The sequence below is a fragment of the Bdellovibrio bacteriovorus genome, from assembly GCF_001592755.1.
Lineage (GTDB): Bacteria > Bdellovibrionota > Bdellovibrionia > Bdellovibrionales > Bdellovibrionaceae > Bdellovibrio > Bdellovibrio bacteriovorus_E.
Genome location: NZ_LUKF01000016.1, coordinates 39,560 through 64,144 on the forward strand (window position 1 = coordinate 39,560; position 24,585 = coordinate 64,144).

General features: G+C 46.1%; 27 protein-coding genes. 11 read left to right on the forward strand and 16 right to left on the reverse strand.

Annotated elements, in window-relative coordinates; genetic code table 11:
- The first annotated feature begins 77 nt into the window (after positions 1-77).
- Both AZI85_RS09855 and lpdA read left to right on the forward strand, forming a co-directional pair.
- Positions 78-707 (forward strand): hypothetical protein, encoded by a 630-nt coding sequence (locus tag AZI85_RS09855; RefSeq protein WP_063243919.1) that lies wholly within the window; start codon positions 78-80, stop codon positions 705-707.
- Positions 708-1,033: 326 nt separating this feature from the next.
- Positions 1,034-2,443 (forward strand): dihydrolipoyl dehydrogenase, encoded by a 1,410-nt coding sequence (gene lpdA, locus AZI85_RS09860; RefSeq protein WP_063243920.1) that lies wholly within the window; start codon positions 1,034-1,036, stop codon positions 2,441-2,443.
- A gap of 55 nt (positions 2,444-2,498) precedes the next feature.
- Here lpdA and AZI85_RS09865 read toward each other — a convergent pair whose 3' ends face one another.
- Complete coding sequence (locus AZI85_RS09865) at positions 2,499-2,930, reverse strand: hypothetical protein (protein WP_253720937.1); 432 nt, start codon at positions 2,928-2,930, stop codon at positions 2,499-2,501.
- Positions 2,931-3,039: 109 nt separating this feature from the next.
- Between AZI85_RS09865 and AZI85_RS09870 the strand changes: the two genes are divergently transcribed.
- Complete coding sequence (locus AZI85_RS09870) at positions 3,040-3,573, forward strand: hypothetical protein (protein WP_063243921.1); 534 nt, start codon at positions 3,040-3,042, stop codon at positions 3,571-3,573.
- A 67-nt stretch (positions 3,574-3,640) separates the two neighbouring features.
- Here AZI85_RS09870 and AZI85_RS09875 read toward each other — a convergent pair whose 3' ends face one another.
- The 5 genes from AZI85_RS09875 to AZI85_RS09895 form a co-directional block, all read right to left on the reverse strand.
- On the reverse strand, positions 3,641-4,057 hold the full coding sequence (locus AZI85_RS09875) for a hypothetical protein (RefSeq protein WP_063204628.1): 417 nt from the start codon (positions 4,055-4,057) through the stop codon (positions 3,641-3,643).
- Positions 4,027-5,457, reverse strand: a complete 1,431-nt coding sequence (locus tag AZI85_RS09880; RefSeq protein WP_063243922.1) for a hypothetical protein — start codon at positions 5,455-5,457, stop codon at positions 4,027-4,029. The genes AZI85_RS09875 and AZI85_RS09880 overlap by 31 nt, the downstream gene beginning before the upstream one ends.
- Before the next feature lie 121 nt (positions 5,458-5,578).
- On the reverse strand, positions 5,579-6,133 hold the full coding sequence (locus tag AZI85_RS09885; RefSeq protein WP_063243923.1) for a hypothetical protein: 555 nt from the start codon (positions 6,131-6,133) through the stop codon (positions 5,579-5,581).
- Positions 6,130-7,143 carry a hypothetical protein gene (locus AZI85_RS09890; protein ID WP_063243924.1) on the reverse strand — a complete coding sequence of 338 codons (1,014 nt, stop codon included), beginning with the start codon at positions 7,141-7,143 and terminating at the stop codon, positions 6,130-6,132. The genes AZI85_RS09885 and AZI85_RS09890 overlap by 4 nt, the downstream gene beginning before the upstream one ends.
- Entirely contained in the window at positions 7,134-7,787 is a 654-nt protein-coding gene (locus AZI85_RS09895; protein ID WP_063243925.1) for a hypothetical protein, read from the reverse strand. Before AZI85_RS09895 ends, AZI85_RS09890 begins: the two co-directional genes overlap by 10 nt.
- Before the next feature lie 204 nt (positions 7,788-7,991).
- On the opposite strand from AZI85_RS09895, the gene AZI85_RS09900 reads away from it, so the two are divergent.
- The 3 genes from AZI85_RS09900 to AZI85_RS09910 all read left to right on the forward strand — a co-directional run bounded on the left by AZI85_RS09900 (position 7,992) and on the right by AZI85_RS09910 (position 10,542).
- Entirely contained in the window at positions 7,992-9,299 is a 1,308-nt protein-coding gene (locus tag AZI85_RS09900; protein ID WP_063243926.1) for a hypothetical protein, read from the forward strand.
- 9 nt (positions 9,300-9,308) lie between these two features.
- Positions 9,309-10,016 (forward strand): hypothetical protein, encoded by a 708-nt coding sequence (locus AZI85_RS09905; RefSeq protein WP_063243927.1) that lies wholly within the window; start codon positions 9,309-9,311, stop codon positions 10,014-10,016.
- 145 nt (positions 10,017-10,161) lie between these two features.
- Entirely contained in the window at positions 10,162-10,542 is a 381-nt protein-coding gene (locus tag AZI85_RS09910; protein ID WP_253720938.1) for a hypothetical protein, read from the forward strand.
- Here the strand turns inward: AZI85_RS09910 and AZI85_RS09915 are convergent.
- From AZI85_RS09915 to AZI85_RS09925, 3 genes are read right to left on the reverse strand one after another with little or no spacing between them, the layout of a single operon-like run.
- Positions 10,539-11,339 carry an ABC transporter ATP-binding protein gene (locus AZI85_RS09915; RefSeq protein WP_063243929.1) on the reverse strand — a complete coding sequence of 267 codons (801 nt, stop codon included), beginning with the start codon at positions 11,337-11,339 and terminating at the stop codon, positions 10,539-10,541. The two genes, AZI85_RS09910 and AZI85_RS09915, sit on opposite strands and share 4 nt — an antisense overlap.
- A complete protein-coding gene (locus tag AZI85_RS09920; RefSeq protein ID WP_063243930.1) occupies positions 11,336-12,154 on the reverse strand; it encodes an ABC transporter permease in 819 nt (272 codons plus the stop codon). The genes AZI85_RS09915 and AZI85_RS09920 overlap by 4 nt, the downstream gene beginning before the upstream one ends.
- Positions 12,155-12,160: 6 nt before the next feature.
- Complete coding sequence (locus tag AZI85_RS09925; protein ID WP_063243931.1) at positions 12,161-13,171, reverse strand: ABC transporter substrate-binding protein; 1,011 nt, start codon at positions 13,169-13,171, stop codon at positions 12,161-12,163.
- Positions 13,172-13,368: 197 nt separating this feature from the next.
- Between AZI85_RS09925 and AZI85_RS09930 the strand changes: the two genes are divergently transcribed.
- On the forward strand, positions 13,369-13,725 hold the full coding sequence (locus AZI85_RS09930; RefSeq protein WP_063243932.1) for a hypothetical protein: 357 nt from the start codon (positions 13,369-13,371) through the stop codon (positions 13,723-13,725).
- Positions 13,726-13,783: 58 nt separating this feature from the next.
- Here the strand turns inward: AZI85_RS09930 and hutU are convergent, their stop codons facing one another.
- The 3 genes from hutU to AZI85_RS09945 all read right to left on the reverse strand — a co-directional run bounded on the left by hutU (position 13,784) and on the right by AZI85_RS09945 (position 17,821).
- Complete coding sequence (gene hutU, locus AZI85_RS09935; RefSeq protein ID WP_063243933.1) at positions 13,784-15,430, reverse strand: urocanate hydratase; 1,647 nt, start codon at positions 15,428-15,430, stop codon at positions 13,784-13,786.
- 35 nt (positions 15,431-15,465) lie between these two features.
- Positions 15,466-17,001, reverse strand: coding sequence for a histidine ammonia-lyase (hutH, locus tag AZI85_RS09940; RefSeq protein WP_063204641.1), 1,536 nt, complete (start codon positions 16,999-17,001; stop codon positions 15,466-15,468).
- A 298-nt stretch (positions 17,002-17,299) separates the two neighbouring features.
- Positions 17,300-17,821 carry an outer membrane beta-barrel protein gene (locus AZI85_RS09945; RefSeq protein WP_063243934.1) on the reverse strand — a complete coding sequence of 174 codons (522 nt, stop codon included), beginning with the start codon at positions 17,819-17,821 and terminating at the stop codon, positions 17,300-17,302.
- A gap of 144 nt (positions 17,822-17,965) precedes the next feature.
- Between AZI85_RS09945 and AZI85_RS09950 the strand changes: the two genes are divergently transcribed.
- On the forward strand, positions 17,966-18,463 hold the full coding sequence (locus AZI85_RS09950; protein WP_063243935.1) for an NUDIX domain-containing protein: 498 nt from the start codon (positions 17,966-17,968) through the stop codon (positions 18,461-18,463).
- A 44-nt stretch (positions 18,464-18,507) separates the two neighbouring features.
- Here AZI85_RS09950 and rpe read toward each other — a convergent pair whose 3' ends face one another.
- The 4 genes from rpe to lptG are packed head-to-tail and all read right to left on the reverse strand — an operon-like array spanning position 18,508 to position 21,824.
- On the reverse strand, positions 18,508-19,134 hold the full coding sequence (rpe, locus tag AZI85_RS09955; protein ID WP_063243936.1) for a ribulose-phosphate 3-epimerase: 627 nt from the start codon (positions 19,132-19,134) through the stop codon (positions 18,508-18,510).
- A gap of 1 nt (position 19,135) precedes the next feature.
- On the reverse strand, positions 19,136-20,083 hold the full coding sequence (fmt, locus tag AZI85_RS09960) for a methionyl-tRNA formyltransferase (protein WP_063243937.1): 948 nt from the start codon (positions 20,081-20,083) through the stop codon (positions 19,136-19,138).
- Positions 20,080-20,718 carry a peptide deformylase gene (gene def / locus AZI85_RS09965; RefSeq protein ID WP_063243938.1) on the reverse strand — a complete coding sequence of 213 codons (639 nt, stop codon included), beginning with the start codon at positions 20,716-20,718 and terminating at the stop codon, positions 20,080-20,082. Before def ends, fmt begins: the two co-directional genes overlap by 4 nt.
- Before the next feature lie 26 nt (positions 20,719-20,744).
- On the reverse strand, positions 20,745-21,824 hold the full coding sequence (gene lptG / locus AZI85_RS09970; protein ID WP_063243939.1) for an LPS export ABC transporter permease LptG: 1,080 nt from the start codon (positions 21,822-21,824) through the stop codon (positions 20,745-20,747).
- 35 nt (positions 21,825-21,859) lie between these two features.
- Here lptG and AZI85_RS09975 point away from each other — a divergent pair, with 35 nt between their 5' ends.
- The 3 genes from AZI85_RS09975 to AZI85_RS09985 are packed head-to-tail and all read left to right on the forward strand — an operon-like array spanning position 21,860 to position 24,582.
- Entirely contained in the window at positions 21,860-22,960 is a 1,101-nt protein-coding gene (locus AZI85_RS09975) for a response regulator (RefSeq protein ID WP_081110974.1), read from the forward strand.
- 48 nt (positions 22,961-23,008) lie between these two features.
- Positions 23,009-23,833, forward strand: coding sequence for a carboxylating nicotinate-nucleotide diphosphorylase (gene nadC, locus AZI85_RS09980; RefSeq protein WP_063243941.1), 825 nt, complete (start codon positions 23,009-23,011; stop codon positions 23,831-23,833).
- Positions 23,833-24,582, forward strand: coding sequence for a biotin--[acetyl-CoA-carboxylase] ligase (locus AZI85_RS09985; RefSeq protein ID WP_253720941.1), 750 nt, complete (start codon positions 23,833-23,835; stop codon positions 24,580-24,582). Before nadC ends, AZI85_RS09985 begins: the two co-directional genes overlap by 1 nt.
- Positions 24,583-24,585: the final 3 nt, after the last annotated feature.

Genomic DNA, 24,585 nt, shown 5'->3' on the forward strand with positions numbered 1-24,585 from the left:
CCGTCTCAAAACGGGCCTTTTTTTTATTTACCAAAATTTGTTTATAGTCAGATAAAACAACATCCGATTTATCTGACATGAAATCTCTTTTTCAATCTTCACTGAGTGTCTTCTTCTTGGCTTGCGCAGGTTGCACCGGAGAACTTTCCACAGCGACATACGGCTCGATTCAGAGCATTCACGGAAACTGGACAACGGGATGTAAGGCCGAAGGAACCGTCTTTGTTAAAATCAACGCTTTGATGAACGAAGACGCCACTTATAGATTGGAAACTGTCACTTACTCCGACCCAACGTGCACAACAAAGCTTCTTGCTGTGGATGAAACCGGCACATTTCAAATCACGCGCATCACAAACACAAAGCTAGACTATTCGGGAGACCTTACTTGGATACTTTCTTTGGCGACGATCACTCCCCTTTCCGTCGATGCAGAAACTATGTTCAACACATCCGCCTACTGCGGATTCACGGACTGGCAACTCGATACACCCAAAGATATCATGGGTCAGACATGCGACGGAAAGGCCATAGGAACAGTTGGTAACAAAAACTATGACCTGTTCGACGTAGCAACAACAGACAATCCTTACATAGGACGTAAAACCGGCGATCTCAGATTCGGCTATCGATCCACAGATCGCGACGGAACTTCAGAATCCCGAAGACCCAATTCCTTAAATACCAACCTCATTTATCGAAAATAATACGGCCATCAAATCGCCCCATAGCCCTATGGCATAACACAACAAATCGCCCCATAAGCAGCGATAGCCTCGTCTACAAAAAACAACAATAATCCCCCCAAAGAAAACCCAAAACACTAGGACCGTTCAAAAAGACCCAGCCGCAAGGCGGAGGGCCCCTTCTGTCGCGGAGGCGTGCTCATAGCACGTTGGAGCAGAAGAAGGGACCCGACAACGCAGCGGATGGGCCTTTTTCAACGGTCCGGGTAATGCGAAGCTTCTTTGGTGACCCTTATGCTACTATGGCGTATAAAAGCTTAAGGTGCTTTTCACTAAAGGATGCTTCTATGAGCGAGACACAATTTGATCTAATCGTTATTGGTTCTGGACCCGGTGGTTATGTGGGTGCGATTCGTGCGGCACAGTTGGGATTAAAAACAGCTGTTATCGAAAAAGATAAAACTTTCGGTGGCACGTGCTTGAATGTGGGTTGTATTCCTTCAAAAGCTCTTCTTGAAAGTTCTGAAAACTACGTGGCGGCTCAACACGATTTTGCGGCTCACGGTATTAAAGTTTCTAAAGTGGATTTAGATCTTCCAACGATGTTGGCTCGTAAAGACAAAGTCGTTAAACAAAATACAGAAGGTATCAACTTCCTCTTTAAGAAAAATAAAATCACTCCCTTCACAGGCTTCGGTAAAATTGTGGGCCAAGGAAAAGTGGAAGTGAAAGCAGACGATGGTAATACGCAAGTTCTTACAACTAAGAATATCTTGATTGCGACGGGCTCTGCACCCGTTGAACTTCCCTTCTTAAAGTTCGATGAAAAGCGCATCGTCTCTAACACGGGGGCCTTGGCTCTATCACAAGTGCCAAAAACAATGATCGTTGTTGGTGGTGGCGTGATTGGTCTTGAACTAGGTTCTGTGTGGCAACGTTTGGGTGCCAAAGTCACAGTGATTGAATACGCAAATCGCCTTGGTGGCACTATGGACCAAGACTGCATGAACGTGCTTAAGCGCGGCTTAGAAAAAGAAGGCATGAGCTTCCTTCTTTCGACGAAAGTGACAGCGTCCAAAACATTGAATGACGGCGTTGAAGTGACTTATGAATCTTTGACCGATGGTAAAACAGCTTCCATGAAAGCCGATGTTGTTCTAGTAGCAACAGGTCGTAAGCCCTTCACTAACGGAGTGGGCTGCGAAGAAATGGGCATCCAAAAAGATCCTCAAGGTCGCATCGTCGTTGATAAACACTTCCAAACAAATGTTCCGGGCATCTATGCTATCGGTGACGTTATTGCCGGCCCAATGCTTGCGCACAAAGCGGAAGAAGAAGGCGTGGCTTTGGCCGAGATGTTAGCAGGCCATGCAGGACACGTGAACTACAACACAGTTCCAGGCATCATCTACACACACCCTGAGATCGCCGCTGTCGGTTTGACAGAAGAGCAATTGAAAGAAAAAGGCATTGAATTCAACGTTGGTAAATTCCCGTTCATGGCTAACGGTCGTGCGCGTGCAAAAGGCTTCACAGAAGGTTTTGTGAAAATCATCGCTGATAAAAAAACAGATCGCATCTTGGGTGCTCACATGGTCGGACCCAGCGTTTCTGAAATTATTCACGAAGTGGTTGTATGTATGGAATTCGGAGGCAGCAGTGAAGATCTAGCTCGCTCTTTCCATGCGCATCCAACCCTCAGTGAAGCGGTTCGCGAAGCGGCCTTGGGTGTAGAAAAACGCACAAGACAGATGTAATTTTTGAACTTCTAAAAACTAAAAAGCCTTCAGGGATCCTGAAGGCTTTTTTATTTTATCGACAAAGAGATTGAAGTACATCCCAACCCGGTCGCACCGCAGGCTCAATCGGAGCCTCTTCGGCAGTGGGTTCAAACTGACTGACCAGATCGTTTTCATACTTATAACAGTCACGACGTTTGAAATTTTTCTGCTGAGGCAGGCTTTCTAGCACGGTCACCATCAGATCCATATGAGCTTCATCAAGAGCCCCTTGCGGAGCACTGTTATCGCGAAGAGTTTTGATTTGCCCAAGAACTCTATGCACAGAGCTGAAGCGTTCTTTATTGTTTCGAGCTTTGACGACTTCTTTTTGCAGAAGTTCCGCGTAACTATCCACTTGTTGACGAAGACTGCGCTGGCTTTGAATGGGAACTTCTTGGCGGATCGCTGCCGAAGCATCCAAGACTAAAAGCCAAGTAAATGCCGCTAAAAAGATACTTTTCATGCTCGCCTCCAACATTTTTATCGTATGACTTCCCGTTTTTAGCAATCTCGACTGTGGGGAAAGCCTAAATGCTGATACTTTTTTAATTAAGAACGTTTGAGGAACCACAATGAAATGTCTATTTACCATCAGTATTATTCTTTTTTCACTTGCATCAGCCGCATCAAACAAAATGGATATGGCTTGCGTTACAGAGTTCCCATCTACAAGCTTCGTTGTCCGCGAAGCTGCCGACACCGTGATTGTTGAAATCTTCAATCACAATGGTCCGCAGTACCGTCCCGTCTATGACGGCGTCGTCACTCCGAACGACCTCGGTACTATTGCAAAACGTGCGAACGTTGTCAGCAAACTTCCGACGATTTTACGCTTTGAATGGCCAAGAACGAAGTGTGAATACCATGGTCCATTAGTAAAATCGTGCATGGGGACCACCGACGAACAAGATGTGAACGGCTTCAAAGTCAGCGGTTGGTCTTTCACTTCATCAGAAGTGACGGAAAAAACTTTCGCGGGAGACTTTAAATCACATAAGGTGGCTGTGCATTTCAGCGTCGATGGCAGCAGCTATTCCGTGCCGATGACGTATCAGGAACATGACTGCGAACCGAACAGGTACTTTAGGAAAAACATCCTACAGTAGTTGAAGCTTTAAAAACGAAAAAGCACGGTTCGTCACCGTGCTTTTTTTATTTGCAGTAAGAGGACTCTTACTTGCAGATAAGATCCACGACTTGGAAGGCCTTATCCACATAAGCCTCTTTCTGGCTTTTATCGTAAGACTTCATCATGGACGTCACTTCTTTCTTATACTCAGGACACTTCTTAGCCTGAAATTCTTTTTTATCTGGCATGTAAGACAAAGACTCCATGAAAAGACTCATGTTCAATTCTTTTTCTTCAGATTGACGTGGATTCTTTGCACGCAAATCACTTAAGTCTTTGTAGCTTTTTAAAAAAGCATCAAAACGTTTGTTCACGTCTTTTTCTTTTTTCAGCTCGGTTTCCAAAGCGGCTACTTTTTTATTGAACTCTGAAAATACATCCACTTTCGCGGCAGCAACCGGAGTTCCTGCCGTGAATAGAGAAACAGAAATTAAAGCTCTAAGAATTTTTGTTCTGTGCATGTTCCTGCTCCTAAACCTTTATCCAACACACGGGCTTGCGCTTTCACGGCTGGGATGTAAATAGAATCTTTGTAAGCAAACAAGTATTGCGCCAAAGTTAAAGGCTTACCGCCCTTAGAGATGGCTTTTGCACGAGCTTCCCCGGCCTTGAATTTACCCTGGCCCGGCTCATACCAATAGTTCATGTCAAAATCCGCTTTCGTGATCGGATACTTTTTCAAAGTCGCGATACGATACTTCAACCACTCGCGGAAGAACATCGCCGGACGACCTGGGCCTGAATTGTAGGCCATTACGAAAAGCATCTCTTTGATAGTCTCTTTGTCAAAGCTATCAATTCCCGCATCCTTCATCAACTGCTCAGCCCCTTTGAAGTTCGGATCTTTAGTGTCTTTAGAACGAGCAAAGGCGTTGTTCGCATTGCGTTTTGTCGCATGATAGAAAATTCCGTAATACACAAGGCTGCGCAATGGATTCGGAGGAGACGAAATCGCGTGACAGCGATTGGCATCATCCGCTTTGATATCTTCCGCACTCTTAGGAACGGCGCCAGGGATTTTCATCAAGCGTTTGCAAGACTCTTTTTCGCTGTTCGTAATACGACCTTTGAAGTTCGGATAGTTTTGCTGAACGTCCACAAGGGCTTGATCTGTGAATTGACCAATACCACCGTCGTTCACCAGACCAAATGCATTTACGTGCAAACCACTTTCATTTGAAAGTTTAGGCGCAATGAATTTCGCAGGCACATCAAGACAGTCAGCCACATCAATCAAAGAGTTATAGACCAAGTTAACGTAATCTTCCGTTACACAGGCTTTGTGCCCATAGCGCTCTGGTTTACCTTCAGGATCCTTATCACACTTAGAGAACAAGTGCGGATCATGCTTATAATCCTTAACGTCCTTCACTTCACGTTGTTCCGTAGGACCTTTGGTGCGATTGTAAGCAATGTCGGCTTCCCTTTTTTCTTCTGGAGTCAACGCACGGTCTTTCCAGAAGCGTCTCATGATATAAAGCGCGCATTTGCGAGGCAGAACTTCTGCAGTCTTAGAATAATCACGAGTTCCAGAAAACAATCCTTGTGGATCTGCCTTCTTGAAAGCTTCGAATTTGTCTTGAAGATAGTTACGGTCTTTGCCGCAATCTTCAGGTTTTTCAAAGCTCAAAATATTAGGTGTGCTGCCAAATTGACAGTTGCAAGTCATGTCTTCTTGAGAAGCCGTCATCGTTGAAACGGACTGATTCGCCAAGTTGATTTTTTGAATGACTGTTTCTTCTGCTGAAGAAGCGAAGTCGCCTCCGTCAGGTCTGTAATACAAGCCATACCAGCCGAAAACTGCAAAGCAAGTAAAACAACAAAACGTGTAAAGCCAGAAGGATGTCCTTGATTGCTTCACCCTACTCTCCTTTTTGATAGTGCATCAGCTTCTTATCTGTTTATTCAAAGCAAAACTAAAGGTACGAAAGTCCAGATGCTTCCACAATTCTTGAAGAGTTCTAATTTTGAGACGGTGAAATTTAGAAACTGTAAGAGATGGCAAGGACGGCGTTCGCCCCACCTAAGAAATAAAAAAGACCGCGCATGTCTTCATCTTCGGATTGGCTGGCGCTATAAATATTCACAGCCGCAATCAAAGCATGAGTCGCGACTCGAATCCAACGGCGATTTTCACGCAATTCGTTTTGTTTCAAAAGATATCGTTGCAGCACTTCATTCTTCTGTGCGAGCGAGAGCGATGAACCCTCTAACGCATAATAAAAAGATGAGGTCTCGCTTCCCGCCCAATAGTAGCTGGCGCCGACACCGATCGCTGCCAGTCCCACATTCGATGTGATCGCAAAAAGTGTCTGACTGAAAATCTCTTCAGAGTGAAAGTATCCTACCGTTCCACCGACAGCCGCCACCGCGCCTGAAATCATGTAACTCAAGCCTTTTATTTCCTGCGCTTTTTCTTCTTCTAAAACATGTTTACGAAATTCGTTCCATTGAACGGGACCGTCATAATGTCCGTCTTCAGAAAATGATTTCAATGGGCTTAAAAGAAGAATGAGCAAGAAGAGACCCAGCTTCATAGCGTGATTCCCATCTGAATAAAGACGCCTCGACTGACTTTTTCGCTCCAGTACGTTAAACCACTGGTGAAGTTTTTAAATGTTAAAAGAAAGCCGGCAGAATGATCGTATTCTGACACACTGGCCACCGCATGAAGAATACCCAATTCATAAGCCGCAGCCACGCGGAAAGCATCCCGCGCATTTTCAGTTTTTGAATGTAGATGAAATTGCACTCCCAATTCGAAAAGCCCCAATGGCACCAGAGGTTTTACAGAAGCCCCTAGAAGACCTTCTGGTTTAATTGGATATTCTTCTGTTTTTCTGTCAGAAAAACCCCATTGACTTAACATCGCTGAAATCTGTGGCTGCCAGGCTAAATCTTCCCACGCATAAAGAAGACCGGGTTCGACGTAAACCAGCTCTTGCGTCTCCGGTGCTAATATTTCTTTCGAGTTCCCGGCAAAAGCTTCGCTCAAAGCGAAATACTGCCCAATAAATCGCACATGCGTGTAGCGCACCTGAAGACCCGCATAGAGATTGTCGTACAAATAAGTACCGACTTGTGCTTTCACGCTTTGCTCTTCGGCCAAAAGTAAATCAATCATCGGCAAAGAGGGATTTTCCATCCGAGAGATCGCAACGATACGATAGGGCTCAAAAGAAACGCCCCATTTCGGAGCCTGAAAAGAGGCTTCAAAAGAAAACTCCCCTTCAATATTTTCTCGACGAGAAAAAAACTTAGCCACGGCGGCTTCGTCTTCGTTGCCTTGCAAAAGGTCTTCGGCTTCTTTGATGTACTCAAGATTGCTTCCCATAAAAATGTCAGCGTCAAATCGACGAGCCCGATCTTTGGCGACAGCGGCGGGATTGCACGGAAGACCTTTTTGAACACTGTCCATGGTATAACAAGAACTGCCCAACGAGCGCGCCAGGAAACGAGTGGATCCATCACGCAATGCTGATGGCAATGTATTTGCTGAAGCCAAGCAGGAAACAAAAAGTAAAAACAAGATGAGCCTTAGAAGCATACACGCTCCCGCGGCCAGGGCTTCGCCAAGGCTTCTGCTTTTATCTTTTCAATTTCGTTTTCAAAACGCTCGCAGTCTTTTTGTTTTTCAGGAAAAGATTTTTGCACATCTTTCACTAACAACTTCACCACATCTAGAATATTTAAAGACCAAGTAAAGAACGGACGTAAATCTTCAGTACATACCTTGCCTTGAGTGGTGATGAGATAATTCTGCAGACCTTCGCTCACAAGGGATTTGATATATACAACTCTTAAAGTCGCGGAATACAACGCTGCTCCTGGTTCTGTGACGTCTTCAAGAACTTGCAGCGCGCGCGAAATATCTTCACGCGGAGCCGAAGAAAGTTCTGGCACTTTTTCCCAATGCGCAGACACCTGGCGAAGCACGCTTAAAAGTCCCGTGGTTGGCTCCCCCGTCTTCGCATGTGCAATCTCAATCTGCGGAATTTCCTTCACAACGACGAATGAATAAATCTTTTCGATCTTCACGCCGGCTCGGGCAGCATAGGCCGAGGCTAACGCCAGCTTCACGTGATAGTGCGGATCTTTTGCGGATAGTTCCGCGAAATAAGAAATGGCCTCATCCGTGCGTCCGTCATCCAACAAAGAAAATCCCCTAGAAAGTGCTTTTTCTCGGGTCATGGGATCTTCTTTTGACTGGCACGACGAAAGTCCTAACAGTAGGACGAGTGCTAATTTAAGCGGGTTTCTATGCATAGGACACGGATGTTAACGCCTTGCATTGGAAAATTCGACAGGGCACGCGACGCAGTAAAAATTATTCATTGATCCTTACTTCGCCGCAATATACCCCTGCCACCGTGTAACACTTCTAAGGATGGTGTCATGTTTCGTCTACTATTAGTAACAACGACTTTTTTTGCTAGTTTTTCTGCGTCTGCGGCCGTTTGGACGTCCGTCAACGATTGGTCTTCTGCCTGGGAAGATCGTTACGCAGAGTGGGTTCGCACAGAATGGCGCACGGACTTCTTTTCTCGTCGCACTTTAGCCAATGGCCAAAGCAATCCTTATTATGGATTGAAAGTGGATTGTGCCGACACGGTTTATTCTATGCGTATTATCTTTGCGTATGAAAACCGTCTGCCTTTCGTCGCGCAAGACCCGACAGCTTCAGGAAAAACAATTTCCAATAAAATGAGTCGCTGGGACAGCCAAAGCGAGACGAATCGCGTTCGCAATTTCTTGTGGTTCATCTATGAAACGATGAGCACACGCTCTCTTCCGAATGATACTTACCCTGTCGCGATCAACCGCAATGTGATTCGCTCAGGTTCGTTGATCTTAACGACGAAGAAAAATCATCACTCATGGACGGTAAAAGAGATTTTGCCTATCGGTGTACCTCACCTAGTTTACAACTCTGTTGTTGGTGCAACGACGGGTTTGGGTTTGCAAGAACGTCAATCTTGGCCCAATCCTGAATGGGTTTTTGAAGGTGAATACGCAGCTTCAGGACACGCGGGCTTCCGCGCTTGGAGACCGGCTTCTGCTTTGAACATCCCGGTATGGCAAGTGCCTGGCTATAGCGAAGAACAGTACCGCATTCCATTGAACAAATGGGTTCGTTACGTGCAAAACCGTTTGGCTCTTCGTCAAGAAACAGACGATCAAATGGTGGCGCGTATGTTGAAAACGATCTGTGTAGGCTTTGCTGATCGCGTGAATTATGCGCGTGAGGGTATCGACTATATCAGAAAGAATCCGCGTTGCATGAACTACGCAACCTACGACAATTATTCGACACCTAATCGCGATCAACGCGTGTTTGACGATATGATGTCATTGCGTCGCGCTTACCGCGAAATCTTGCAAATCAATGGTGGCAATCAATTGAGTGCGGCTTCGGTTCAGCAATTGAATAAAATCTTCCCATTCATCCAACAAAGTGCGGCTTACGAAGCTTCTAAAATGACATCTTTGGGTATCAGCAGCGCCTCTGTTTGCGTTACTGAGTACTATCCAGGGCGCAAAATGGATTTGGCTGAGTTCAAGCGTCGCATGTTTGCAGGCCTCATTTCCAACAACCCGCACGATGACCTTGAGTATCGCTGGGGCGAAGCGCGTGGACCTTCGCAGCGTGCAAGATCATGTCAATCGTGGGATTCTTGGAGTCCGGATCTTTCAAACAACTAGATAGGAACTATGAAACCGATCACTCTTAAAGTATGGATTCTGTGGGCGCTGGTGTTATTCATCCTTGGCGTCCTTGCAGATTATTATTTCTTACACATTCTTTTTCACGAAAAACAAAATGGCAACGGAACCCAAATCGAAGCGATGGGGACGCCAGCTGAAACGCCAGCGGCCCAACCGACTCCAGAGACGGGGGTTGACTCTTCATTTCTTGACCGCAATGCCAGCGACGAATCAGCAAACAGTTTGCCTCAACAGGACAACTTCCTAGCGTCTTTGAAAGCTTGTGCTCCTGAAATTGCAGCCCAAGCTATCGCAACCCCCGAGGCTTTGCTTGAGTACTTGCAAAAAAGCGTGGGTGTGGCTCGCGAAGAAATCGCCGTTGAAAACTATCACCTGACACTGAAAGACGGAACTCTTCGTCGCGTTCACGTGATCGCTTCTGACAATACGAACTCCGCTGATAAAAAAGAAATCCGTTATTTCAAATTGGATGCGGAAGGTTACCCAGAACGTCTTCCGCTAAAAGGCGACGAAACTGTTGAATCCTTGATCGCTCAAGGAACGGTGACGAAGCATGAAGTAAAATCAAAGTTAGATCTTAAAGATGGATCTAGCGTCAGTCTTGAAATGCACGACCAGCGTGCCTTTGAATTCCAGTACGACAATCACGGAAAAGTGCTTTCCTGCCGTCTGCGCGCCTGCCAATGTCCTTAGGACCTTCCTTGGTCTAGGACCGCATTAAGTTGCTGTCACAGTATTTCAAATCACAGTCCCTCTGATACAGTAAATGTTAGAGGGTCTTTGATCTATGCCAAATGCGCAGTCCTTTTTACATACTAGAAGTTTGTGGACGTACTATGTGCTCTTTTTTTCAGGCTCTACGGTACTGCTTTATCAAGCTTTTGGATGGAATGTCTTTGGCGACTCGGTCAACTTTTTGTGTCTGCTGTTTCTGATTCATGGATTTGCCGCAAAAAAATTCCTACACATTATTGAAAACTCTTTGCTGGTAACATTGGGCTACATTCTTCCCCTGCTCATTCGAAATTCACTGAAGCTTTCTTATTCCGAAGCCCCTTCGATGAAAGATTTCTTACATCTAGGTTTGATCTCTACAGTGACGACGTTGGGTTTTGGATTTGCGTTTTCACTTCTGGGCTATGTTCTGCGTTGGGCTCGTCACAAAATTCTGCGCATGTCGCGCGGTAAGATCAACACCCGCGCTTTGCAAGACGATTAATCTCCGGTCGTCCCGCGCAGTTGAGCTTCTTCAAAGCGGTTTTGTTCTGCCATCACTAACTCGGACAATTCTTTTTTAAGCGCATTGAATTCGGGCGAGGCTGGGTTGCGTGGGCGTTGAATTCCCACATGAATATCTCGCTTCACCGTTCCCGGTCGATAGCTCATAACGATGATTCTATCCGCAAGATAGATCGACTCTTCAATCGAGTGAGTCACAAAGACAATGGTCTTTTTAAACTCACTCCAAATTTTTAAAAGCTCATCTTGCAGACTTCGTCGAGTGAGGGCGTCTAAGGCACCAAACGGTTCATCCATCAACATAATCGGCGAATCCAAGGCCAGGACCCTTGCAATGGCCACACGTTGCCTCATTCCTCCGGAAAGATCTTTAGGGAAACGTTTTTTGAAATCGGTCAGTTTTAAAATTCTTAGAAGATCATCCAACTTCTTGGTGATTTTATCTGGATTCTCTTTACGAATCTTAAGACCGAAGACGATGTTTTCTTCCACCGTCATCCATGGGAAAAGAGCATACTCTTGAAAGACCATACCGCGGTCAGGACCGGGTTCTGAAATCAGCTTTTGCTCAACTTTGATTTGTCCCTCGGTCGGCAAAGAGAAACCGGCAATGGCGTTGAGTAAAGTACTTTTGCCACAGCCCGACGGTCCTAAGAGGCACACAAACTCGCCTGGTTGAATATCAAAGGTGATATCCTTTAAGGCCACGACGTCGCCGCCGTCACCTTTAAACACCTTATGAACATGTTCGATTTCGATATGGGCTGAAGGTCTCATTCAAGCCCCCGATGCCAGCGCAAAAGATAGTTATTTAATTTGCTAACGGCAGAGTCGATGGCGAGTCCCAAAAGACCGATAGAAAACATACCGGCAATAATTTTGTCGGACCAAAAGAATTCGCGCGCTTCAAGAATGCGATAGCCCAGGCCATTATTCACCGCGATCATTTCAGCGACGATCATACAGATAAATCCCGTTCCAATACCGATGCGTACACCGCTTAAGATGTACGGCATGGCTGCGGGCAAGATCACCTTCATAAACATGACTCCGGGAGTGGCTCCCAGATTCTTGGCGGCGCGAATGTAAATGCTATCGACAGCACGCACACCCACAATCGTATTCATCAAAACAGGAAAGAAGGCTCCCAAGGCTATCAGAAAGACAGCGGGAGGATCGCCCAGACCGAACCACAAAATCGCCAGCGGAATATACGCAATCGGTGGAATGGGTCTTAACACTTGAATTAAAGGATTGAGGTAATCATAGACGTGAGTGCTCGCCCCCATCATAAGACCCAATGGCAAAGCTAAGCCCGCTCCGATCAGAAATCCCACGGCGACGCGATAGGTGCTTGAGATCAAATCGCGAATAAGTTCCCCTGAAAACATCCAGGAAAAATAGGATTCCTTGGCGGGATCATAGGGTTCATAAGGTAATAAGTATTCATACCATTTGATAAGAACGGATGACGGTGCCGGAAGAACTTGAGGGTTGACCCAGCCCGCGCGCACCACCAGCTCCCAAAGGGCGATGACCAAAAAAGGAACCCAAATACCCTTTAAAGATGAGGACCAATTCTTCAAAATGATCTCCTACTATTTAACACCGACGGCTTTTTTGGCGTCAGCCAACAGATCCAACTTCACCCAGTCCGCCGCCTTCGGAGGATTTTTCATGCGACCCACACCATACTTTGCCATCATGTCCGTTGTGATTTGCATGTGTTCGACAGTCAGGTCATAGGTGTAATCAGCGTTGTCCATGGCATCTTTAAAGTCTTGGGGCGTGATTTGGCCTTTGAACATTTTCTGAATAACAAACTTTTCGGCCACCTCTGGTTTATCAATGAAAAGTTTCGTCGCTTCGACAAAACACTTCATGAATCTTTCTGCCACGGGTCTTTTTTCTTTGTACATCTTTTCGGTCATCACCATGGTACGAATCGGTTCGCCCATCGCCGTGTCGTAAGGTTTTAAAAGCTCTACGCCAAAGCCTTTATTGATAGCTTGTGAAGACTGCGGTTCACTTTGTGACATCGCCATGATGTTCTTAGATTGCAACGCCTGATTTAAATCGGCAAAAGCCATGAAGACGATCTGCACGTCTTTCCCAGGTTGATCAGACCAAGTCAGATTGTGCTTTGCGAGTTCCGCATAAAGTAATAATTCTTGAGCTCCCCCACGGGCGACCCCGACTTTTTTTCCTTTAAGATCTTTGACTGTTTTTATTCCCGAATCTTTTGCGACAACGATGCGGGCTCCGCCTTTAGAGAATCCCGCCACCGCATACACGGGAGCTCCACCTGCACGCCCTGCGATCGCGGCGTCAGCGGCGCTGGCTGCCACATCGATTTCACCGGCGATAATTGCCGGCACGATGTCTAAGCCTTTTGCAAAGATACGCTCTTGCACATTCAAATTATATTTATGGCAGTATTCGGAAAGATAGCTGATGGCGCCGTAGTGTGCGAACTTAAGGTTGCCGACTCGAACTAAGTCGGGAGCGGCCTTTGCATCTAGATTAAAAATGCTTAAGAGTAAGAGGAAGAAGAAACCCAAAACCAATTTCGAATTCTTACCGTTCTTCTTAACACCAAGATGTTGCATAAACGAGCCTCCGTGAAGTACGCCGTACTTTTGTTGTCGGATGCACCGTGAGCACGGCCATTTCAGTAAACGCTTCTATGACCCGACTCGCAATAAGTCTTATGACAGGCCTTTTCAATGTCGGCCTACAGATGTCATTTCTGAAACTTTGTTAAATGAAGGTCTTCCGTAATAATGCAATCAACTAAGGAGTAGTCATGGCACAAAGAACAAGATCGGCTACGGCGGCTGCAAAAAAGAAAACGGTTTCTCGTAAGAAAGCAAAATCCGCTTCTGCGAAAACTAAAAAAGCGCCAAAGCTAACTCAAACAAAAATGGAAATGAAAAAAAGTCGCGCGACTCAAAAAGCCCCTCCCGCATCGCCTAAGAAGTCTCGCGCTAAAGCCGGAGTTGAAACCACAATGGATTCTCCGCGCGAACCCGCACGTGAACTTGAAGAAGGTTTCACGGCGCAACCGAAGATGAAATTATCTAGAAAAGGCAGCGGTGATTTTCGTGAAAGACAAAGATCTGTTTCACAACCGAATGCTGTCAATCCCGCAGGAAGACGATAGTACTGACTAAAGATTGAAAGAAAAAAAGAGCCTTCTTATTCAGAAGGCTCTTTCTTATTTATAACCAAAGACTTTTCACACCGCGCTCTTCAGCGACTTCTTTTGCAAGCTCATAGCCTGCATCCAAGTGTCTGAATACGCCCATTGCGGGATCAGCAGTTAAAACGCGCTCTAAACGACGAGCGGCTTTTTCAGTTCCGTCAGCCACGATAACTTGTCCTGCGTGTTGACTGTAACCCATACCAACGCCACCGCCGTGGTGCAAGCTCACCCAAGTTGCCCCGCAAGCTGTGTTTACAAGGGCATTAAGAAGAGCCCAGTCACTGACCGCGTCTGAGCCATCTTTCATCGCTTCTGTTTCACGATTTGGACTTGCGACAGAACCGCAATCCAAGTGGTCACGACCAATTACGATCGGTGCTTTCACTTTTCCTTCAGCCACAAGCTGATTGAATATCAAGCCCGCTTTGGCGCGTTCGCCATATTCAAGCCAGCAAATACGCGCTGGAAGACCTTGGAATGCGATACGCTCTTCAGCCATATCCAACCAACGAAGAAGATCTTTTTTGTGAGGGAAAAGCTTTCTCATCGCATCGTCTGTCACTTTGATGTCGTTAGGATCGCCTGACAAAGCCACCCAGCGGAAAGGACCACTGCCTTTACAGAAGAGCGGACGAATGAACGCCGGCACAAATCCAGGATAGTCAAAGGCATTCGTTACACCCGCTTCATAGGCGCGCGCACGAAGATTGTTGCCGTAATCAAAAGTCACAGCACCTTTGTCTTTCATCGCCAGCATGCCGCGAACGTGTTTTGCCATAGAAGCATAGGCCGCATCCAAATAAGCTTTTTGATCGCGTTCACGGAATTCTTTCGCCGTCTCGACCGTGTAACCTTCAGGAATATATCCCACCAATGGATCATGCGCTGAAGTTTGATCCGTCAAAAGATCCGGAGTGAAACCTTTTTCAATCATTTGATGAATGACGGTCGCCATATTGCCTAGAAGAGCGATGGATTTTGCTTCGCCAGACGCTGTGTATTTCTTCACGCGTGCTAAAGCATCATCAAGATCCGTGGCGACTTCATCGACGTATTTTGTTTCAAGACGTTTTTGAATACGAGTTGGGTCAATTTCAACCGCCAAAACTGTGGCACCGGCAAACACACCGGCAAGAGGTTGCGCTCCACCCATTCCGCCTAGGCCCGCCGTCAAAATCACGCGACCTTTCAGGCTTCCGCCGAAATGTTGGCGGCCGGCTTCAACGAAAGATTCGTATGTGCCTTGGATAATACCTTGAGTTCCGATGTAGATCCATGAACCCGCTGTCATCTGACCGTACATCATCAGACCTTTTTTATCGAGTTCGTTAAAGTGTTCCCAAGTCGCCCACTTCGGCACAAGGTTCGAGTTCGCAAGAAGCACGCGAGGAGCATCTTCGTGAGTTTTCAAAATTCCAATGGGCTTACCGGATTGAACTAGAAGTGTTTCGTCGTTCTCTAGATTTTTAAGAGCTTCAAGAATTTTATCAAAGCTTTCCCAGTTACGAGCCGCTTTACCAATACCACCGTAGACAACCAGATCCTCGGGACGCTCAGCCACGACTGGATCCAAGTTGTTTTGAATCATTCTGTAAGCAGCTTCTTGCAACCAGCCCTTACAAACCATCTTATTCCCCGTAGGAGCCTTTACAACACGAGACATTTTCCCTCCAAAAGGTGCCAAAATAAAAAATTAAATTACCATTCCATCGGACCGACGGCTTTTTCAGCCACAGTCACTAGCTCGTTTGAAAGCATCATCGCTTTAATAGCTTCGATGTCCTTGTAGAAGATACGATCTTCTTTAGCGTATGGAACTGTTTTACGAATATGATCGAACACGGCCTTTACTGCTGCGTTCGGTTGAAGTGGTGCCAACATGTCAATGGCCTGACATGCTGACAACAGCTCCATGGCAACAACGTGCTCTGCGTTTCTAAGAATTTGCGCGAACTTTCTTGCGGCGATCGTGCCCATAGAAACATGGTCTTCTTTTTCCGCCGACGTCGGAATGGAATCCACAGACGCTGGGTGCGCCAAAACTTTGTTTTCGCTGACCAAGGAAGCCGCCGCCACTTGCACAATCATGTGACCTGAGTTCAAACCACCATTCGGAGTTAAGAACGCGGGAAGCTCACTCATCTGGGTTGAGATCATTTTAGAAATACGGCACTCACTGATACTAGCTTGAGAAGAAATGGCGATACCGGCGAAGTCCATCGCATGCGCCACCGGCATTCCGTGGAAGTTACCGCATGAAAGAACCTTGTTTTCATCGGCGAACACCAACGGATTGTCTGTCGAAGAATTGGCTTCTGTTTCCAAAACTTTGACAACGTAACGAAGAGCATCTTTGGCGGCTCCATGAACTGCGGGCATACAACGAAGTGAATACGCATCTTGCACGCGAGGGTCATTGATGGAATGGCTTTCGGAAATCTGGCTGGTCTCGCCCAAAATCTTCATCAGGTTGCGCGCCGTTTTCGCTTCGCCTGGATGAGGACGAGTGGCCGAGATCAAGGGATCAAAAGCTTTGCGTGTGCCACGAAGGCCTTCTAAAGACATCGCACCTGCGATATCCGCAAGCCACAATAAACGGCGTGCTTCCCACAATGAAAGAAGACCGACAGACGTCATCACCTGACAACCGTTGATCATTGAAAGACCTTCTTTGGCTTTCAACTCTAAAGGCTCGATGTTTTTTTCTTTCAATAATTCACGAACGTCGACAGCTTGACCGTCTTTACCCCACGCCAAACCTTCGCCGATGATTGTTAGCGCTAAATGCGAAAGCGGAGCCAAGTCACCGCTCGCCCCCACAGAACCTTGTGAAGGCACAACCGGAATGATGTCGTTGTTTAAGAACTCCAGGATTTTATCTACGACAAGAGGACGAATACCACTGTGTCCTTTAGCCAAAGCATTGGCACGAAGAACCATCATCGCACGAGTTTCTTTTTTCGTGAAAGGAGTGCCTACACCCACTGAGTGTGAACGGATCAGATTTCTTTGCAGCTGTTCAATTTCAGCGTCAGAGATACGAACGGAAGAAAAAGCACCAAAACCTGTATTCACTCCGTACATCACTTCGCCACTAGAAATGCGGCCTTCAATATACGAACGAGATTTCTGCATGGCTGCTCTACCACTGGCAGCCAACTCCACCTTCATGCTAGGCGTAGTCGCGATTTGGTAAAGGTTTTCCAAAGTGATGTTTTCACCGTTAATTTGCATAGAACTGACTCCCTTAAAAACGACCCGCATCCTAGCGCAAGGACTCTAGTTTAGGTACTTTCTGTGTGGTTTGCGCCTTGCGTAATTTGCAGCTTTTTAGGCTCAGGATAAGGGGGAGTCTTGAATGTTTCTTTAAAGGGAACAGCCCTTTGCTGAGTCGTTAAAATGGGTTTATCTGCGTTAGACCTAGCTTAGGTAGCTGATTTGGGCTGTGTTTGGGTGCCCGCGCCTGGAAGTTGTTCGAAATAAAAAAAGGAGTTGGTTGACCAACTCCTTTTAGTTTTGTTTCTAGATTTTATTAGAACTCAAGAGGCAAAGAAACTGAAAGAACGTAAGAGTCATTTTTAGCATCAACGTCTACGCCGTCAATCTCGTCGAAGCTTTCATTTAAATATTCAAGATTCAATGAAATGAAAGGCAAACCTGTGAACGCAACCCCAACTTTATAGTTAGTTCCCTTTAACTTACCAGAATCTTCCAACTTGATTTCGTTCATGAAACCATAACCAACCCACGCTCTAAGCAAAATTGGAAAGTCGATCCCAACAACACCATAAGCTGTGCTTCTTTTTGCATCTTCGTTTGCCGCATTATCTGGTTTTGATTCCGCGCTAACTCCTAGAGTGTAATCAAGTCCCGCCCAGAACATAATTGGCGTTTTGTAGGCCAAACGAAGTCCTAGTTGAGTACCGTCCAATTTACCATCTGGATCTTTAGTTTTACCCATCTCATAGCCAAGATAAGGCTCCACTAAAAGATCGGCGTACGACACACTTGTAAAGCCAAGAACTAAGGCAAAAACCGCCATGAGCTTTTTCATAAAATTCTCCTTTTGTAATCCAAAACACTTAGGATTCGTCTAAAATTTTGAAAGGACTCGGCGAAGAGGTCAATGACACTTCTACTGCGTACACGACCTTCTAAGGGTTCTTCTGGTTGAAAAACCAGTCCAGAGGAAACGCTTATGTTACGAACCTTCAAGGATGACAAAGAGTTCTATGCTTCCCTGTCCAAAAAGCGTATTGGCGTGGGAGTTTTACTCTTCTATAAAGGCGAACTGTTAATAGTGCAGCCAACTTATAATCCAGGATGGATTTTGCCTGGCGGCACTGTCGAAGGAGAAGAGTCTCCGCTAGAAGGATTGCATCGCGAAGTCCGCGAAGAGCTGTCGATCGCCATTGATCCCCGCGATCTTATTTCTGTCGATTATATTTCAAACAAAGACGTCAAAGGCGAATACATCCAATTTCTTTTTACCGCCAAAGAGCTGACGGAAACGCAAGCGCAAAGCATTCGCTTAGATCCGTATGAACTTCGCGATCACAAATTTGTCGACATTGAAAACGCGCTAACGCTTCTGACGCCTTCGGTGGCAAAACGCGTGGGGCACAGTCTGATTGCGATGGAAGAAAAGAAAGGGGCTGTTTACTTAGAAAATGGATCGCCATTTGTGAACTTATAAAATCACGATTTAACAGCGCTATTTTTTCGGCCGCGATAAGGAAGTTACTTTAAAGCCGCAATCGCCGTCTTATAGTCTTTACTGAAAACATAACTGCCCGCTACAAACACGTCAGCCTCATGACAAAGCTTTGCGGTTTCGGCGTTGATGCCACCATCGACTTCAATCAGACAATTCAAATTTTTCGTTTTGATTTCTTGGCGCAGCTTCGAAATTTTTTCGATTTGATCGTGCATGAAAGACTGTCCACCAAAACCGGGCTCGACAGTCATCACTAGCACCAAGTCACATAAAGGCAAAAGTGGCAGAACGGTCGCTAACGAAGTTTTAGGTCGCAAAGTAATGCCGGGTTTAGCACCCAACTCACGAATACGACGAAGAACCGCCGCAGGATCTTTTGTAGCTTCCACATGAATCGTTAAATAATCACTGCCCGCTTTGATAAAATCTTCGACGTAGCGTTCAGGTTCTTCGATCATCAAGTGAACATCCAAGGGAAGTGGTGACACTTTCTTTAAAGACTTAACAACAGGAATCCCGATTGTGATATTAGGAACAAAGCGCCCGTCCATCACATCCACGTGAATCCAGTCTGCGCCCGCCTCGGCAACGGCCTTGATTTCTTTTTCAAGATTTGCAAAATCCGCCGACAGAATGGAGGGAGCGACCATTTTAGACACCGAGCTTGTCTCCTACTTTAAGATCATGACCTTTTAGGAAATCTGCAACCTTCATGCGATTGCGAGACTCTGGTTGCACTTCGTATATTTTTAAAATGCCATCACCTGTCGCGACGGACAAGTGATCCGCGTTGATTGTCGTAATGCTTCCCGGTTCCGCACTCACCGAACCACTCACGGGAATCGCTTTATGTAGCTTTAACTTTTTGCCTTGAAGCAAAGTGAAAACTCCCGGCCCATAAACGAAACCACGGATTTTTCCATCAATCGCTTTGGCAGAAAGATTCCAGTCTACTTGTGATTCATGCTTTTCAATTTTTTTAGCAATGGTGACTTGCGATTCATCTTGCGGCGTCGGCGCCAAGTTTCCGCGCACATAGTCCATCAACTCGACACGCAAAAGATCTGCGCCCAATTCAGCAAGCTTGTCGTGAAGTTCTAAAGCGTTCATTTCGGGAGTGATTTTCACGCGACGAATACCAATGATGTCGCCAGCATCGAGCTTCTTCACCATCTTTTGCAATGTCACGCCACTTTCAAGATCCCCTGCTTCGATCGCGCGTTGAATCGGAGCCGCCCCCCGCCAGCGCGGAAGAACAGAGCCGTGAACATTCACACAGCCAAATCGAAATGAATCCAAAAAACTTTGCGTAAGAATTTGTCCAAAGGCGACAACGACGCCGACTTCAGCTCCCCAGCTTGCGATTTCTGCAACCGCAGCCGCGTCGGCCTTTAAAGACTCGGGAGAAATAACTTTCAAATTATGTTCTTGAGCTAAAACCTTCACCGGGCTTGGTGTCAGTTGCAATTTACGTCCTGCGGGACGATCGGGTTGAGTGACAACTCCGACGACCTCAAAGTGCTCATCCTTCAGAAGAGCTTGCAAAGAGGTCACGGCAAATTCAGGGGTTCCAAGAAAACAGACGCGGACCTTACTCACACTTCCAACTTTTCTTTGCCTGGTCCTGCTCCAGCTTTCGCATCCGCTCCAGCACTGCCGGCGTCCGCCGCTTTATCTTTGTCTTTCACAGGGTAGCCGTATTTTTTGATTTGGTTTTTAATTTTGTTTCCTTTAACGAAACTCAAGTGATCGACGAAAAGAGTTCCCTCTAAGTGATCAAGCTCATGCTGCATGCAGATCGCAAGAAGACCATCGGTTTTCACAATGAACTCTTTGCCATTCAAATCGAAGGCTTTCATTTCGATATAGTTGTAGCGCTCCACAGTTTCGTAATAACCAGGGATAGACAAGCAACCTTCGTCGAAAGTTGTTTTGCCTTCGCCTTTAACGATTTCTGGGTTGATCAAAATCAAGGGTTGAGGAACGGCTTTTTCAAGATCCGTCATGTCTTCGTACTTATAACGACGACCTTTATCATCTTTAGGGCGAGTGTCGATAACAACCATACGCACCAACTCACCCACTTGCGGAGCCGCAAGCCCGATGCCATTCGCGTCGTACATAGTTTCGATCATATCCTCGGAAAGCTTTTTTAGCTCAGGACCAAACTCCGTGACAGGTTTAGAAACTTCACGCAATTTCGGATCTGGAAATGTGAGGATTTTCATGATCATAGGAACCTCCGAGAGGCCCCATTATATCAGCGTTTCAGCCTTTTGAGAAGGACCAAGGCCACGACCGTCATGACAATGTTGGGCATCCATGAAGCCACATAGGGAGGCAAAGTCCCGTGCTGCCCTAAAGTGATTCCGGACGAATAGAAGACGTAATAAGCGAAAACCAGGCCTAAGCAGATCCCGACATTCAGCATTGTACCGCCTGAACGGGCTCTACCGACGCTGAAAGGGATGCCTAAAAGACACATCACAAGGCCCGCAAAGGCAAAACTGACCTTGGCGTGATAGTCGACCTCATAGGCCACCGTATCTAGCCCCGCGTTTTTATTCTTTTCGATAAAGTGCTTCAGCTCTGCCTGCGACATCATATCGGCCGTTTGACCCGCGCTTTGCAAGTCTTTGGAGTCCTCGGCCATAACGATGTTTTTCTTTTTAAATTGCGTCGTTAACGGAAAGCTGGAGTTTTTAGTAAAGACCGTCACAGCCCCATTTTCGAGCAGCCACTGCGACCCCTGAATGATGACTTCGCGAGACGTGATCATCTGCACCAGATCCCAAGCATCGTTAAAGAAGTACATCGTCAAACCTTGAGCGCGGTCTCCTTTGGCATTCAAGGTTTGAATATTGAAGATTGAATTTTTAGAGCGGTACCAGATCTTATCAGTTTTGATGGTAGAAAAACGGTGCGGCTCTTTTTTTAGATCGTAGTAAAGAATGTAGTTCTTTTCTTTTGTCGCTTTTGGAATCAGGCGATCCGAAGCGTAATAACCCAGAACAGAAATAAAGATCACGCAAATCAGGATCGGCGTGGAAATTCGCAGAAGACTCATTCCGCTTGCAAATAACGCAACGAGTTCATTTGCTTTATTCAAACTTGAAAGCGTCAAGATTGTGCCCAACAAACAGGCAACAGGAAGAAGCTTCGAAATGATTTCAGGGAACGAATACAGATAGTAATTTAAGAGTGCCGAGGGAGCCACATTCTTATAATTCACCATCGTAGACATGGCGTCGACAGCGGTGAAGATCGTCAAAAACACCAAAAGACCACCCAGGAAATATCCCCAAAACAGCCATGTTGTGTATCTGTCGATTCTGTTCACTTGACTACTCCCGGTTTTCCTATTCTACTTTCCATATGGCTTTACGCGTCTTGCTTGCAGATGAGAGTTCCACAATCAAAAAAGTAATGCAACTGGCATTGTCTGACTTCGGTGTCGAAGTGAAGGCCGTACCCGTGGGACTTGATGTATTAGCCGTCACCAAAAGCTTCAAACCCGACATTGTGTTTGCCGACGTACTTTTGACAAAGCGTTCGGGTTACGAAGTTTGTTCTGATCTTAAGAACGACTCTGAAACAGCCCACATCCCTGTTGTGTTGATGTGGAGTGGTTTCATGGAAATCGACGAAGCCAAAGCCACGCAATGCCAAGCCGATCGCCGCTTGGAAAAGCCCTTCGATGCAGATCTTTTGCGCTCTATCGTCACAGATTTAGTGCAAAAAACGAAGTCCAATCCTATCAGCAATTTCTTGGCGTTCCCAGATATGCCAGAGTTTGAAGAAACTCCTTCGACCCCTCAAGAACAGCAGGTCGCAGAAGTCACGTCTTCAAAAAGCGGCAATATCTATGCAATTCCTGAAGCTGGCGAAAACGAATTCGATCACATTCCTGAAATTGAAAATCCAGATGTGAATCCTTTGGAGTTGAACGACGAAGAATTTTCTTCAGTTCCATTGACGAATCCAAAAATGGCGGATGAGCATGACGAAGGTGGCTGGGCTCATCAGGATTTGACGAAATTTAAAATCAATTTGCCTGAGAATGAAAATAACGATTTTGCCTCTAAATTTGTCATCCCGCAGGATGATGAACTGTCGCAAGCTCATATTGAAGTTGCCGGTGATTTCGAAGAAATCAGCTTTGAAAAGCCCGCAGCACAGACAAAGACGAAGATTCCTTTAGAGTCTGATTCTTTTATCAACAAAGTTGAAAAATCAGTGAAAGAGCAGATGATGGAAACATTGTCGAAGGGGCCACAAAAAGCGGCACCTTCTAATGCTCAGCCCAATTCTCAATCCAAAGTAGACTTAAACGGCAATATGATGGAAAAGGTTATTCGTGAGGAAGCTCGCGAAGTGATTGAATCCATCTGCTGGAAAGTCCTTCCAGAAATCGCGGAAAGAATCATCCGCGAAGAGATCAATAAAATCCTACGCGAAACCGAGAAATCTATTTAAGCATCAGCCTTTTTCAAAGCCTGGTGCTTTTGAAAGAGGTCGACTGCTATGACACTGTTGGAGCTCATCCGCGCTGCCATCAAAGAAGACATGCCTCAAGGCGATGTCACTACTGAATCTTTAGCACTTAAACCACGCATGGGCCGTGCTCGCTTGAAAGCGAAGGAAGACATTGTTCTTTCGGGCGCTATGGCTTTTGAACAATCCATGCAAGCCTTAGAACCCAGTGCCCGCGTGAAATGGCATTTCGAAGAAGGCGATGAGATTTTAAAAAATCAAATCATCTGCACGATCGAAGGTGACTTAGTGCAAATCTTGAAAGCCGAACGCGTGGCTTTAAACTTCTTGGGTCACCTTTCTGGAATTGCCACCCACACTCGCCGTTTTGTGAAACAAATTGCCGGAACTAAAACTAAAATCCTGGATACTCGTAAAACGACACCGGCTTTCCGCGAACTGGAAAAGCGCGCGGTAGTTCATGGCGGTGGCGTGAATCACCGCATGAATTTAAGTACGGCAATTTTAATCAAAGACAATCACATCTCTGTGATGGGTGGAATCACGGCGGCGGTGAATCGCGTGCGTGAACACTCTCAACTTCCAATCGAAGTGGAAGCCCGTACTTTGGAAGAAGTGAAAGAAGCTGTTGGCCTGAATGTGCAACGTCTTCTTTTAGACAATATGGATAACGAGACTTTGAAAAAAGCTTTAACTATGATTCCCGCTGAAGTTGAAACGGAAGCTAGCGGCAACATGAATTTAGAACGCGTGCGTTCTGTGGCTGAAATCGGCGTGAACTTCATTTCTGTCGGTGCACTGACTCACTCAGCACCATGCGCGGACGTCAGCCTTATCTTCCATTGGGAGGAATAGTGGATACACCTTTAGCAGACATCCGTATTGGACAAGTGACATCACAGTGGGCGGAAAGCAATCACTTGTATGTCTCTTACAAAACACAACAAGACAGCACAAACACGCTAGCTAAAGAAGAAGCCTTTGAAGAAAATCTTCTGGAAGAGTCTTTGTGTCTTTACGTGACAGATCACCAAACGGCCGGTCGTGGCCGCGGAAAAAACACTTGGCTTGATGCCCATCACGGAAGTGCTTTGTTAAGTTCATGGTCTTTCCTTTTGGGGATTAAACCTCAACCGACGACATCGTGCTTGGTGGGTCTAGCGGTCTACCGCGCGTGTTCGACGACGTGGCCGTTTTTACCTTGGAACTTAAAAGCTCCAAATGACATTTACATCGGCGATAAAAAAGTGGCCGGCATTCTTTTAGAAAGCCTGGTTCAAGGAAGTGACGTGCGTTTGATCATTGGCCTTGGTTTTAATATCACGGCGTCTCCTGAAGAGGTTGAGACGGCGACAAGCCTGATTGAATCCTTGCCTCAGGGGGCTCCGCTCTTGGGCCAAGACTATATGGCCTTCTTGGACCGTTTGTTGTTTGAATTAACAGACGCGGTTTCTCACTGTGACGAGGCCTTAAGTCCGACAGACCAGCTTTCTTTGCTGACAGCTTTGAATCAGCATCCTTTGCTGAAAGAAAAGTACACGGGTATGGAAGCCGATGGCAGTCTGCTTATTGGCGATAAAAAAATCAGTTGGACGAATCTTTAGGAG

Coding starts and splice junctions, on each gene's coding strand:
- AZI85_RS09865 (WP_253720937.1), bottom strand. CDS start 2,930: ATGAAAAGTATCTTTTTAGCGGCATTTACTTGGCTTTTAGTCTTGGAT.
- AZI85_RS09900 (WP_063243926.1), top strand. CDS start 7,992: ATGTTTCGTCTACTATTAGTAACAACGACTTTTTTTGCTAGTTTTTCT.
- AZI85_RS09905 (WP_063243927.1), top strand. CDS start 9,309: ATGAAACCGATCACTCTTAAAGTATGGATTCTGTGGGCGCTGGTGTTA.
- def (WP_063243938.1), bottom strand. CDS start 20,718: ATGATCATGAAAATCCTCACATTTCCAGATCCGAAATTGCGTGAAGTT.
- AZI85_RS09915 (WP_063243929.1), bottom strand. CDS start 11,339: ATGAGACCTTCAGCCCATATCGAAATCGAACATGTTCATAAGGTGTTT.
- AZI85_RS09870 (WP_063243921.1), top strand. CDS start 3,040: ATGAAATGTCTATTTACCATCAGTATTATTCTTTTTTCACTTGCATCA.
- hutH (WP_063204641.1), bottom strand. CDS start 17,001: ATGCAAATTAACGGTGAAAACATCACTTTGGAAAACCTTTACCAAATC.
- AZI85_RS09975 (WP_081110974.1), top strand. CDS start 21,860: ATGGCTTTACGCGTCTTGCTTGCAGATGAGAGTTCCACAATCAAAAAA.
- AZI85_RS09930 (WP_063243932.1), top strand. CDS start 13,369: ATGGCACAAAGAACAAGATCGGCTACGGCGGCTGCAAAAAAGAAAACG.
- AZI85_RS09950 (WP_063243935.1), top strand. CDS start 17,966: ATGTTACGAACCTTCAAGGATGACAAAGAGTTCTATGCTTCCCTGTCC.
- AZI85_RS09885 (WP_063243923.1), bottom strand. CDS start 6,133: ATGAAGCTGGGTCTCTTCTTGCTCATTCTTCTTTTAAGCCCATTGAAA.
- AZI85_RS09945 (WP_063243934.1), bottom strand. CDS start 17,821: ATGAAAAAGCTCATGGCGGTTTTTGCCTTAGTTCTTGGCTTTACAAGT.
- hutU (WP_063243933.1), bottom strand. CDS start 15,430: ATGTCTCGTGTTGTAAAGGCTCCTACGGGGAATAAGATGGTTTGTAAG.
- AZI85_RS09875 (WP_063204628.1), bottom strand. CDS start 4,057: ATGCACAGAACAAAAATTCTTAGAGCTTTAATTTCTGTTTCTCTATTC.
- lpdA (WP_063243920.1), top strand. CDS start 1,034: ATGAGCGAGACACAATTTGATCTAATCGTTATTGGTTCTGGACCCGGT.
- AZI85_RS09890 (WP_063243924.1), bottom strand. CDS start 7,143: ATGCTTCTAAGGCTCATCTTGTTTTTACTTTTTGTTTCCTGCTTGGCT.
- AZI85_RS09895 (WP_063243925.1), bottom strand. CDS start 7,787: ATGACCCGAGAAAAAGCACTTTCTAGGGGATTTTCTTTGTTGGATGAC.
- nadC (WP_063243941.1), top strand. CDS start 23,009: ATGACACTGTTGGAGCTCATCCGCGCTGCCATCAAAGAAGACATGCCT.
- AZI85_RS09855 (WP_063243919.1), top strand. CDS start 78: ATGAAATCTCTTTTTCAATCTTCACTGAGTGTCTTCTTCTTGGCTTGC.
- AZI85_RS09925 (WP_063243931.1), bottom strand. CDS start 13,171: ATGCAACATCTTGGTGTTAAGAAGAACGGTAAGAATTCGAAATTGGTT.
- rpe (WP_063243936.1), bottom strand. CDS start 19,134: ATGGTCGCTCCCTCCATTCTGTCGGCGGATTTTGCAAATCTTGAAAAA.